General features: G+C 53.0%; 2 protein-coding genes. Both read right to left on the minus strand.

Annotation, left to right across the window (positions count from 1 at the left end; translation table 11 throughout):
- Nucleotides 1-56: 56 nt before the first annotated feature.
- Nucleotides 57-12,692 (minus strand): FG-GAP-like repeat-containing protein, encoded by a 12,636-nt coding sequence (locus NTU47_00290; GenBank protein ID MCX6132220.1) that lies wholly within the window; start codon nucleotides 12,690-12,692, stop codon nucleotides 57-59.
- Complete coding sequence (locus NTU47_00295; protein MCX6132221.1) at nucleotides 12,689-13,516, minus strand: cohesin domain-containing protein; 828 nt, start codon at nucleotides 13,514-13,516, stop codon at nucleotides 12,689-12,691. Before NTU47_00295 ends, NTU47_00290 begins: the two co-directional genes overlap by 4 nt.
- Nucleotides 13,517-13,587 lie beyond the last annotated feature (71 nt).

Genomic DNA, 13,587 nt, shown 5'->3' on the forward strand with positions numbered 1-13,587 from the left:
CCCGATGAATTGATCCAACACCCCCTTAGCGGGAGCGGCTGAAAACTCAACCTTCCTTATCTCAGAAGAAGCATTTTCCGTGAATCGCGATATTCATCAGCTGTCATTCGGAGAATGTAGACACCTGAAGGCAATTCGGCACCCGCCCCTGTCCGGGCATTCCACTGAACTTCATACGTTCCTGCGCGCTGCCATTGATCCACCAAGTACGACATGACATGACCCAGGACATCGCAGACAGTCAGTCTGACCTGCGCATCGCGGGGCAATGTGTAGGAGATCATTGTCGAAGGATTGAACGGATTCGGGTAGTTCTGGCCAAGAATAAACCCTTGGCTTATGTATTGGCCAGGATTCAGCATCAGATCTTTGGCTGCCTTTGCGTTCAGCTGTGCATCGCTGCCGTACGATTCAGCGCTGATTCGCATCGGCTCGTTGAAGAAGGGGGCGAGTGAAGTCACCGTAATCCGGACGGCACCTTGCAGGGCAAGTCGCTGCTCGAGAGTGCCGCCCAACGAAGCAAGCTGGAGCACTGCATACCCCCTTTGCTGAATGATGCGCTTCAACACTATGGTGCCGTTGTCGGTCTCCACATCAATAGACTTCACCAAAACCCTCAATGGATCAAATTCCATCTCCAGCGAGACCGTGCGTATGTCTTCTGCGCCTCGAAGCATCAGTGAGATTTGTTTCGTGTCACCGGTATCGAATGTCGGGATCTCACCAGGGAGGATCTCGAAGACACCCCGGAGACTTTGGACGAGGCCCGGAATCGACTTGGCGGCAGGGGGAGGATAGTCCAGTGTCCAGTTCCACATAAGCCCGAACACCATGAGGTCTTCAAAATCGATCTTGCCATCCGGCACCGGAACAAGGTCAGGAACGTTGCCGTTGACCGGACCGATATCGCCAATGGCAAGGCTCCTGTCTTGCCAGCTTTTTACGAAGATAGCGAGGTCCGCAACGTTGATCCGATCATCTCCTGTAAAATCTGCCGGGTAGTCCCCCCTCGCGGTGAAAACGACATTGGATCCTATGGCATCTGGCAAGCTTGAGGTCACCGAATAGTTCCCACGTTTGTCTCCCAGAGTCAATCTGGTCGCTGCCTGGCCGACAGAATTCGTTGTTGTATCGCGTGTGCTCAGGCTGTAGCGATGAGACCCCGATGGAAATCCCGACTCATTGAACGAGACTCTCGCACCTGGCACGGAATTTCCCCCCGCGTCCATCACACTTACAATGAAGGGATCATCAAGAACACGAGTAACGATCTTGTGCTGATTGGTTCCGCTTTTTATCGAGATTGTTTTCGGGGGACCGACAACGACATTGAATGGAGTACTTGTGGCTTGTGTCAGGCCTGAGGATCTCGCAACAAGTGTGTACCCAATTCCGATTTTATCGATGCTTAGATCTCTAAACGTCGCCACACCGTCAGCGGCCTCAACGCTGGTTATTCCGCTGAGAGTACCTCCACTCGGATTGCTTTCGAGAGCGACCGTGACCATGGCGGTATTGCCCGTGACTGTATTTCCCTGTGCATCCTGGATCGCTACGACAGGGACCACGGAGAAGAGAGCCCCCCCTTTTCCGGTCATGGGCTGAGCGCTGAATGCCACCTTGGTCGGCCTTCCGATTACTGCTGTCGCAGAGAACGTGGCAGGGCTGCCGTTCAGACTTCCCGACATTGCAGTCACTGTGTATACTCCGATCCTGTTTCCCAATGTTAAAGAGGAGGACGCCTGTCCATTGGTATTGGTAGTTGAGTTGGTGACGCTCAACAACTGTCCCGTTGCTCCACTTGGAACCGATGCTATTGCGAAGAAGACTGACACATTGGAAACAGCGTTCCCTCCTTCATCGACAACCGTAACCACAAAGGGGTTCGGGAGAACAGTGCTGATCATTTCGGTTTGAGAATTGCCGGAGGTCAAAGCGATTGTCTTCGCAGGCCCGGTGGTTGCAGTCGCAGCAAATTTGAGAGGACTCCCAATCAGACCATTGGCAATTGCAGATACCTGGTAAATACCAACCTTGGTACCAAGGGTTAGCACTGTTGACGCATGACCTGACGCGTCCGTGGCTGTATTAGGGGGATTCAATGCATGGCCTGAAGCACCGCTGGGTGAGGCTGTGACTGTGAACCCGACAGAGACATTTGGAACAGGATTTCCACCCTCATCTGTCACCAGCACGACAAATGAGTTCTGCAACGTTGTGCTAATTTGCGCCTGCTGGTTGTCACCTGCAACGAGAGACATCGCCTTTGCGGCAGCCGGTGTTGCCGTTATCGTGAAAGCGACTGGACTACCGCTCAGACTTCCAGATGATGCCACCACCGAGTAGGTCCCGATTTTGTTCCCGACAGTCAGCGAGGTAGATGCCAATCCATTTGCGTTCGTCGATGCAGTGTTAAACGTCAATGACTGCCCTGTCGCTCCGCTCGGCGTCGAAGCTATTCCAAAGTTGACATTGGTTCCAGGCACTGGATTCCCGCCTTCATCCGTGACAACGACCACGATTGGATTTGTAACGGGGTTGTTGATTGAAGCCGATTGATTATCTCCCGACCAATGTGCAATTGATTTGGCTGCTCCGACAATTCCGGTTGCTGTGAAGCTCACTGGGTTTCCACCCGTGCCAACAAGCGTTGCAGTCACTGCATAATCTCCGATTTTACTACCCAGTGTCATTGTCGTTGACGCCTGACCACTGGCATTCGTTGTAGTGCTGCTGACACTCAGCGATTGCCCCACTGAACCAGCCGGGGTCAAAGAAATGGCAAATCCGACTGCCACGTTCGAAACGGGATTTCCTCCATCATCTGTCACTGTGACCACAAACGGGTTACCAAGAGTCTTGTTGATCACGGCAGATTGGTTGTTGCCGGAGGCGAGCGTAATAATTCTTGCCGTTCCTGTTGTTGCAGTCTCAGTAAACGTGACCAAACTGCCGCCCATACTCCCAGAAGATGCTGAGACCAAATACGTGCCAGTTTTATTCCCAAATGTCAGCCTCGTTGACGCATGTCCATTGACATCAGAGATTGCCGAGGTTGAACTCAAGGTTTGTCCAGTTGCCCCTGACGGAGTTGCTGTAATAGCGAAGTTGACATTGATTCCAGCCACTGGGTTGTCGTAGACGTCTGACACCCTTGCAGTCAAAACATTCGAGAGTGCACTACCGATAGGTCCGGCCTGGCCATCTCCGTTGAACAACGTGAGTTGTGAGGCCGGTCTTGGTGTTGCGGTCACTGTAAATGTCAATGGGCTCCCGGACAAACCAGTTGAAGTCGCAGCCACCGAATACAAACCCACTTTGCTCCCCAGTGTCAATGTCGTAAGCGCCTGTCCGTTCGAACTCGTCACGGACGTGCCAATACTCAGCGACTGGCCCGTGGCGCTTGGTGGCACAGAGATGATTTCAAAGTTGACTGACGAACCAGAGACAGGATTGCCTCCCTCGTCAGTCACTGTTACTACAAATGGATTGGACACTGCGGATCCGACCATTCCTAGCTGGTTGTTTCCCGAAGTAGAAGTGATGTTCTTCCCCGTCCCGACAACCGCCAAGCATGTAAAAGTTATCGGACTCCCATTTAAGCCGCTTGCCGAAGCATTTACCGAGTACGCTCCGATCCTATTCCCGAGTGTCAGAGTAGTCGACGTTTGACCGGAAGAATTCGTGACCCCACTGATGATGCTCAGTGATTGCCCGGTGGCTCCTCCCGGCGTGGAAGCAATTGCAAAGCTGACACCTACCCCTTGCACAGGATTTCCACTGGCATCCGTAATGGTTACAACGAACGGATTGGGAAGTGGATTGTTGATCGCGGCGCTTTGGATACTACCTGAAGTCAGACTCATCGTCGTTGGAACGCTTGTGGTGGCAGTGGCCGAAAATGTCACCGGGCTTCCGTTCAGGTTACCAGACGTTGCAGTGACCAAATATGAGCCTGCCTTGTTCCCCAAAGTAAGTGTTGTCAACGCCTGACCATTCACATTTGTCGTTGCGTTCATAGCGCTCAACATGTGGCCAGCTGCACCCGCCGGTGTCGAAGTGAATCCAAAACTAATGGTCACCCCGGGCACCGGATTGCCGCCATCATCGGTTACTGTAACCACGAATGGGCTCGTCAGAGCACTCCCATTGGGAGCTGATTGGCCATTGCCTGACGTAAGTGTGATCGTCTTCGCCGGCCCAATAGTAGCGGTCGCGGTGAACAGGACGGGATTCCCAGCCAATCCAGCCGATGCCGCCGTGACGACATATGCCCCGGTTTTATTGCCGAGGGTGAGAATTGTAGAGGATTGACCATTCGCGTTAGTCACTGCGCTGGATGTGCTCAGAGACTGTCCGGCCGCTCCCGTCGGCACAGAAGTGATCGCATAGCTAACGTTTACACCGGACACTCCATTGCCTCCTTGGTCAACTATTGTCACCACAAATGGATTTGGTATGCCGAGGCCTATCTGGGCACTCTGGTTATTGCCTGATGTCAGGGCAATTGTCGTCGCAGCACCGCCGCCTGCCGTAGCAGTAAACGTTATTGGACTTCCGCTGAGTCCGCTGGAGGTTGCAGTGACAGTGTATGTGCCCTTCTTGCCCCCAACAGTCAGTACCGACGACACTTGGCCGACTGAATTCGTGATCGCGTTGACAATACTAAGTGATTGCCCGCTCGCTCCCGTTGGAGCGGAAGATATCGCAAAAGTCACACCGACCCCCGAGACGGGATTGCCTCCTTGATCCGTGACCTTCACTACAAGAGGACTGGGGAGAGGCGCGTTGATTGACACCGATTGGTTGTCGCCCGACATTGAAACCAAAGACCTCGCCGGTCCAACCAAGGCGGTGCTCGTGAATAGTATGGGGCTTCCGCTCAACGTACCAGATGTCGCTGTCACCGTGTAGGTCCCTACTTTGCTCCCCAGCGTCAACACCGTCGACGCTTGACCACTTGAATTCGTTTGAGAATTGCTGATGCTCAGTGATTGCCCTGTTGCGCTATCAGGCATCAATGTAATGGCAAAACTAACATTCACCCCAGAGACGGGATTGCCTCCGGTGTCCGTCACTGTCACGACGAAAGGTGCGGAAAGCGCCGAATTGATAACCGCGCTCTGGCCATTTCCGGAACTAAGCGTGATGGCCCTCGCGTTGCTTACACCCGCAGTTGCCGTGAACGTGAGCGGGCTTCCGGTCAGATTCCCTGAAGTCGCAGTCACGGAGTACGTTCCCGTCTTGTTCCCAAGAGTCAATATAGCCGAAGCCTGTCCGCTTGAGTTCGTCGTTGCATTTGTGGTGCTCAACAACTGCCCTGTCGCACTGGAAGGAACCGATGCGAGACTGAAACCAACAGTGATACCCGACACTGGGTTTCCCCCCGCATCGGTCACAGTAACAACGAAAGGAGAGCCAAGCGCGGCACTGATGGGCCCGGTTTGATAATTGCCAGATGTCAATGCGATCGCTGTCGCGGGACCTGTGCTCGATGTCGCTGTGAACGTCACCGGACTTCCGCTTAAGCCGCCAGCTGTCGCCGTCACCGAGTACGTGCCTACTTTGTTGCCTAGTGTCAGTGCGGTAGATGCTTGTCCAATTGAATTTGATGTCGCGGATGTCGCACTCAACGCCTGCCCAGTTGCTCCTGTCGGCGACGAAGCAATTGTGAACGAGACATTCACGCCTGCCACGGGATTCCCTCCAGCACCCGTTACCGTTACAATCATCGGATTCGTGAGAGGAGTACTGATCGGAGCTGACTGAGTGTTCCCTGAAGTCAGCGCGATTGTTGTCGCCTGCGTGACAGTTCCAGTCGCTGTAAACGCAATCGGGCTGCCGGTGAGCGTGCCCGAGATAGCTGTAACCGTATACGTCCCTGTCTTGTTTCCCAATGTCAACAGCGTGGAAGCCTGGCCGCTGCTGTTGGTCGTAGTCGTGGTTGTGCTCAGCGATTGGCCCGTGGCTCCGGACGGAACCGAGGAGATTGCATAGGTAACGCTCACACCGGGAACTGGATTGCCACCGACATCAGTAATAGTCACAACGAATGGATTTGCTAATGCAGTACTCACAAGACTGCTTTGATTATTGCCTGAGGCTAACGCGATCGTCGTCGGTTGCAGGCTGGGAACTACCACCTTTGCTGCATAGCTTCTCACGCCCTCAAAACCGGTGATATCAACTGCGGAAATACGATAGTAATAAGTACTGGTGGCTGTCAAACCGGTGTTGGTCCAAGAAACTGAACTCGTGGAGTCGATTTGCGTCACGGTCGTAGAATCTGCTCCTCGATAGATCCTATACCTCAGGAGACTGACCCCGCCGCCGCCATTTTGCCAGGTGAGATTGGCTGTTGTGCCTGATGGCGCAGCGCTGACATTCGTCGGGGGACGCTGAAGGTCAAACTCCTGGGGCGTCCGAGCCTTGTTGGAGACGCGCACTTCATCCATGAGGCCAAAGAACCTGTGATTCTCACTCGCGAGTCTCTTACCCAAAAGCAACGGATATCCGTTTGTGGGGGCATTAGAGCTTCTGGTACTTGATGTATCCAACACCCCATTCACATAAATCTTCATGTTCGCGCCACTTCCTGACACATCGAAGGTCGCTGCCAAATGAACCCACGTGTTGATTGGAACTATCGTACGGCTAACAAGCGTCGTCGCGACGCCTCCTACTCTCAATATTGGATTTCCGTAGTCTTGGATGCCTAAACAGAAATTGTTGTTGGCATCTCCAGCGGACCCGTCGAATTTTCCAGCCAGGAAACTGATGTAGCCCGACCCGGGATAGGCGCTGAGCTTGATCCACCCATCAATCGACAATGCTGAAGTAAGTTGCAGACTCTGCGAGTTTCCACAATCGATCCATTCGGAAGATCCATTGAGATTGCGCCCTTTCCCGAACCTTCCGTCCAATATACTGGTCCCCGTCGCGGTCCCGGTATTGGCATTGCCGCTGGCATCAGTGATCATCGAGCCGCTGGTTTCGTTCATGTGAAGCAGAAGAACGGTGTTTGCATCGGCAGAGTATTCACCAGGCAATGTCGAAGTCGATGTCGGCCACCCCCCAACGCGATAGAGTGAGTCGACTTCTGCGGCCGAGAGCGAACGATCATAGATTCGGATATCGTCCAGCTTTCCCTGCAAATATTCCGCAGAACCCGGGCTGTCAAGACCGAGCGTGAGCGGATTAGAGTCAGCAACGAGTTGTCCGGAAACACTCTGGCTTCCAAGAAGCGAATTATTGACATAGATCTTCGCGGTGATCCCATCCCACGTGCCAACCACGAAATACCACTGATTCAATTGGAGCGAGATCGGTGCTCCGAATCCCTGTGATCCCGATTGCGTGATGAAATTGAAGTAGACGCCGGGTGTGCCATAGCCTTGATAATAGAGAGAGTACTGGCCATAGCTGGTTGTATTTGTTTTCTGTATCAATCCCGCGACCTGAGTACCAGGCCAATTTGCAATATTGATCCACCCGGAAAGTGTAAGAGCAGTGGAAGGTGCCCGAAGAGTGGTTGAGCTGGGGACCTGAACGTATCCCGTCGCTCCATTTAAGCTGTATGCAGAGTTTGCACGGTTGAAACGGTCTGTGTCGATCGAAACTCCACCTACCGTCGATCCATGGTTAGCATAACCGCTCGAATCGCCGGCGTTGCCGGTGAATGGATAGTAGGCGACCAAACCGTACTGAAGCGCTGCGCTTTTAAGAATCGTCACTGAGCCACCGGAAGGCGGATAATTTGCCACAGCCAGGTCCAAAGCGCCGTTTCCATCCAAGTCACCAGCGACGATGCCGAAAGCATTGGAGACAGCAATTGAATTCCCCAGTTTTGTGAATGACGCGTCACCATTCCCTATGAAAACGCTCACCGACTGGCCGGTGTATTCCGACACAGCAAAGTCCAGTTTGCCGTCATTGTTATAATCTCCGATCGCAACAGCCACAGGATAGTTTCCGCACGCGTACGTTGCGAAGAGGGCGAATGACCCGGAGCCGTTGTTCTTGTATATCCGGACTTTGGAGTTGTTGTACGATGGATAATCTCCTGCATCCGCGAGGACAAGATCAATATCTCCATCACCATCGAAATCGCCTGCGGAGACATACATGCCTTGAATTCCATCGACAGCCGTCGACGTCACAGCGAAACTCCCCTTCCCATCGTTCTTGGCCACGTGCAATGCGTTCGGATTCGGATTTCCCGCCTGGAACACCACGACGTCCATGTCACCATCGCCATCCACATCTGTCACCCGCACCGCTCCTCCATAGATACTGAGGGTGGCAAGCGATGACAATTGACCATTGCCGTTGTTCTTCAGAATCACAGTCTGCTGCGAAGAGATATTTGATAGTGCGACATCATCATAGCCATCGCCATTCATGTCCCCAACGGACATCTCCGATGGCTGGCCGAGAGCGTATGTCCCCCCGAGGGTGAACGATCCGGTACCGTCATTGAGGTACGTGAGCACCGCACCGCTCGACGTTCGGCCGATGATGAGATCCATGTCACCATCGAGATCCACATCTGATGTGAGGATGTAGCTGGGGGATACACCAACGTTCAACGTGCTCCAAGATGCGTATGTACCCTGCCCATTGTTTCGCAAGAGTGTTACTGTCGGTGCCGTTCCCTGACTGTTCGTGACAACCGCCAGGTCAAGGTCGCCGTCTTTGTCATAGTCGCCTGCTGCCAGTCTTGTGGGTGATCCACCGATGTCAAGCGTTTGGCTCGCCGTGAAGGAACCCACACCACCACTGACCGCGACGTTGAAATTCCAAACATAGGGTGCCTTGAGAGAATCACCGGCTGCCGACTTGATGCCGCGCGTCAAGGTCGCACTGACAATCTCTCCTTTTTTGAATGAGGTGGTCGGAGTCAGCGTCAACGTCCGCGTCCCGGCGCTATAGCTCGGTGTGAACGTGTAAGCGCCACCGAGTGATCCTCGGATCTTGATAGTGCTGGCAGTAAATGTCGCCTGGTTCATGTCACTGTCGAAGACCGCCGTAAGTGCAGCGGTTGGACTAATCGATGCTGAGAACTTCACTGGGGTCACGGTCGTAATCGTCGGAAGAACCGGCCAGCCATTGAGATGATAAAGTGAGTCTATCTCCACAACACTCAGGGACTTGTTATAGATGCGGATGTCATCGATGGATCCCTGCCAGACCCCACTAATCGGACCCAGATTGCCGTATGCGCCAATTGCGATGTTTCCTCCCGATTCGATACTTCCCGCCGTTCCGCCGACGTCCGTCGAGGAGGACAGTTGCCCGTCGAGAAATATTTTCCAAATGTTTCCGAGCCGCTGGCCAACGACAAAGTGCCATTGACCATCTGAAAACCCAGTTGAGTAGCCGCTTGAGAGAGTTGTAGCCCCACCGCGACCGTCGCGTCCTTGCATAATGGCTGTTCCCGCTGTTTCTGTATTGAGCAACCACCCTTGGTCGGTATTCGTGCCTCCATAGTACTTTTCAACAATGCCCCTGCCTTGCTGGGGGGAAGATGCCTTCACCCACGCGCATACGGTGATGTCAGAACTTATCCGGAGCGAAGAGCTATTTGGAACGACTATGAGGCTGGAAGTCCCGTTGAATGAATATGCAGCGTTTGCAGTCCCGAACCGATCGGCAGTTGCTGTGACCGAACTCCCCGTCCCGTTGTTTCCGTTCCCGCTCAAATCGTTCGCACTACCGCTAAAAGGAAATGACGCCACCAATCCGAAAATAATTGCCCCGGATGCGAAGCCTTTCGAGCCTTCAAATCCGGTTGAGTCAACCGCTGATACCCTGTAATAGTACCTACCTGGGAGCAGATTGCTGTTCGTGTACGAGGTTGAAGAAGTTGAGTCAATGAGCGTAACGTTGGTTGAATCTCCTCCGCGATAGATCTTGTATCTCAGCAGTCCATTCAAACCGCCTCCGTTTTGCCAGCTCAGGTTGATAGTTGTTCCAGATACCGTGGCAGCGAGGTTCTTCGGAGGTAGTTGAAGACCGAATTCATGGGGCAGACGGGCCATGTTGGAGATCCGGATTTCATCGATCAGTCCGGCCCAATACTCTGATCCAGCTGAGCTTCCTCCGATCCTGAGATTCTGGGAATTGTTTGTCAATCCCCCACCCATATTGATGGTGGTGTCGACAACGCCGTCTTTGTAGAGGGTAAGTTGAGTACCGCTCACCACTGCGGCGAGGTGAGTCATTCTATTGAGCGCAACCGTCTTCGCCACATAGGTATAGCCGAGCCTGTTGAAGGCAAGACGGCCGTCATCAAGCACAAGAAGAGCATAGTCGTAGGTACCTTTGGAGAAAACATAACGATGTGGATTGCCACCGTATTGATTGAGTGTGACCCAGGCCTCAATAGTGAGATTTGTGCTCGAATTCAACGAAGCAGTATGAGGAATATCTATGTAATCAGTCGTTCCGTTGAACGATCTCCCCTTTCCGAATTTCCCATTGATAATGGATGTCCCCGTGGCGGTTCCATTGTTGCCAGAACTGCTGGCATCACTCACCGTCAAGCCGCTAGTCTCATCCATATGCAGCAAAAGCACCGTGTTGGCATCAGGCGTGTATTCTCCGGGGAGCGCGGGCACAGAGATATTCCTCAAGACTGACACCGAATTGTCTCCATAATTCGCCACAACGAGATCCGGTTTTCCGTCACCGTCAAGATCGACAATTCTGGCGTTATAACAGGACGCACCTGTTGTGAATGATACTCTCGAGGCAAGAGATATGGAACCTGTGCTACTTCCATTCTTGAACAGAGACACTGTGTTGGCACTACTTTCCACTACCAAAACATCGACCTTGCCATCTCCATCGACGTCTCCAATGGCCGTGGCCAGAGGATTGGTGCCGACCGGATAGTCCACCTTGGTCGCAAAAGAAACGCTCCCAACGCTGCCTGTATTTCTAAGAACCGAGATCGATTGGCTGACAGCATTTTCACCTATCAAGTCGAGTCGGCCATCACCGTCGATGTCCGCAACAGAAATCAGATGGGGGTCATTTCCCATCCCAAAATCGCTCCGGGATGAGAATGAAATCGTTCCACCAGCAGTGGTATTCCTAAACACACCAACCGACGCACTTGTCCCGTTGACCACAACAAGATCCGGTTTCCCATCTCCGTCCACGTCGCCAACGGCTATTCCTTCTGCGCTGCTTCCAACTTGCACATCCACTTTTCCCGCCAGAGATATCGTCCCAGGAGTACTCAGGTTGCGGAATACTGATGCTGTAACTGATGAGTAGTTGCTCAGCCCAATATCCAGTTTTCCATCTCCATCAAAATCGGCGAGTGCCACCGCGTACGGAGTATTCGATGTCGGATAATCCACTTTCGCCGCGAAGGAAATAGTCCCGCTCGTGCCTGTATTGCGGAACACGGACATTGTGTTGCTGCCATAGTTTGGCACGACGAGGTCGGGCTTCCCATCACCATCGATATCACCTATGGCGAGATACAGAGGAGTGGTTCCTGTAGCAATATCAAGTTTCGACGCGAAGGCAACACTTCCACTCGTACTTGTGTTTCTCAAGACGGAGAGTGTAGCGGCGTTCTCACTGCAGGTGACAACATCCGGCTTTCCGTCGCCGTCGAGATCGGCAACGTTGAATCCCCGTGGTTTGGTGCTGGTAGGGAAATCCACCCTTCCAGCAAAAGAGCTGACATTGACCGTTCCGCTGCTGGTAAAAGTGGTGACGAACGATTTTGCCGAGCAACCAGTGAGTCCGTTGCATGTTACTGTCAGGGGTTGATATGTCGCGCCCGCTGGCACCAATACAGAAAGCGATGTCGAGGCTGCAGACGATACAGTGGCCTGAACCGCTCCAAAGAAGACAACGTTAGCAGACGTGGTTGTGTTGAAGTTCGTGCCCGTGATCGTAACCGTGGTGCCAACGGGACCACTCATTGGAGAGAACGAAGTGACAGTGGGGACCCCTTCAAAGTACAGCGCCAGAATCTCTGTTACATTCAGCGCACGATTGTATATTCTAAGATCATCGATTTTGCCAACCATCTTGTCTATGATGCTGGGGCCCGCCATCGCGCTAGCCCCAATCAGCGCAACATTGGAGGTTCTCTTTGTGCTTCCATATCCCGCAGGGATTGTCGCAGTCATCACAGAGGCACCGTTGATGTAGAGTGTCACCGACTTGTTTGATATCACGAGCAGAAAGTGATACCAGGTACTTGTCTGAAGTGTGCAACTCGCAACCGTGCTGATTATGTTCGAACCGTCAAATGGAGTGAAAGAGATCTGTTTGTTCACTTGATCATAATTGAGATAATAAGACCATCCACCCGTCTCTAGGCGATCCGTGAGAATGTGAATATGTCGACTTGGTAGGGACGAGAAATTGGCCCATACCGATACCGTGTAGGCATCGGTGACAGCGTTGAATGAAAGCCCCTTCGATGAATCGGGTATCGTCATGTAGGCATTTGTTCCGTCAAAGTCGTATGCGCTGTTGGCCTGGCTAAAACGATCGGTCGTCAGGACGGCGCCATAGTTGGTAATATGGTAGTTGCTTCCGCTCATATCATTTGTGTTGCCGTTGAACGGATAGTATGCAACCAGGCCGTTGGTCGGAACCTGGGCGAAAGTGGAAAGCGTTAAGAAAAGCAAGCTGAGCGAGATGAGGATGGAGTTTCTCATTTTGCCACCACCTTCCCGCCGACTAACTGCCGGATTGTGAGAGGCTTATTGCCGGTGTCCCGGTACAGTGTTTCTGTCTGCACAAACACGAGGTTTGCTTGCTGCGCACCCACGACACGACATGTAAGCGTCGCGAGCGCGCCGCTTCCGGTGACACCTTTCGGAGTCCCCCCCAGTATCACGGCTTCAAATACGACCTTGACGCCGCTTGGGTCTCTTGTCAGGTACGATTCTGCAAAACCCCCGTTCTTCTTCACCAGGTCACCCGCTACAATCGTGTCAATCTTGATGATTGCCGGGTCATATGTCATTGCCAGCTTGCAGCCAAGGAGTCCGCTCACATCTTCGGCCCGGATATCGTATGTGAATGATTGCGAAACCGTCACAGCTTTGCGCCTTGGGTAGAATATGGCGGCCGGTCCCTGTATCGCATCCACCGAGAAGGACCGGGTGGGAAAGTTCTGTTCTTCAGTAATATTGTTCTTGTGGCGACTCTTGACTTCAAACAAGCATGATCCATCATCGATGTCATCGATTGTGGTGTCCGTTCTTGTCGACCAGAAAGACCAGGTGCCCCCGTTCAGTCTGCACGAGAATGCTCCCACCTCGGAGTTGCCGGACCAGCGAAACGTCGCGCTGCTCGTAGCGAGGACGGAACCCTGAGCAGGACCTTGTGTAATGGTTGTCACAGGAAGTCCCGGGATATCGAGTGGATTCGTCGGGACCGATTCGGGTGGCGTCACTGCCTTTTCGCAAGAGAGAACCAGGAGGAGGGAAACTACTGGCAGGCAGACAAACCGGCTTTTGCGAAGGATCTTCTTCATAGCACTCTCGCTTGGTTGGGAAACAGGGCCTGGATTCTTTGCTTTGAGAGAACTGGTTCTTGCGGCTGTGC

The sequence above is a fragment of the Ignavibacteriales bacterium genome (genome assembly GCA_026390595.1).
Lineage (GTDB): Bacteria > Bacteroidota > Ignavibacteria > UBA10030 > UBA10030 > UBA9647.

What these genes read in the sequence shown, in the direction of transcription:
- NTU47_00290 (MCX6132220.1), bottom strand. Translation starts at nt 12,692, where the DNA reads ATGAGAAACTCCATCCTCATCTCGCTCAGCTTGCTTTTCTTAACGCTT.
- NTU47_00295 (MCX6132221.1), bottom strand. Translation starts at nt 13,516, where the DNA reads ATGAAGAAGATCCTTCGCAAAAGCCGGTTTGTCTGCCTGCCAGTAGTT.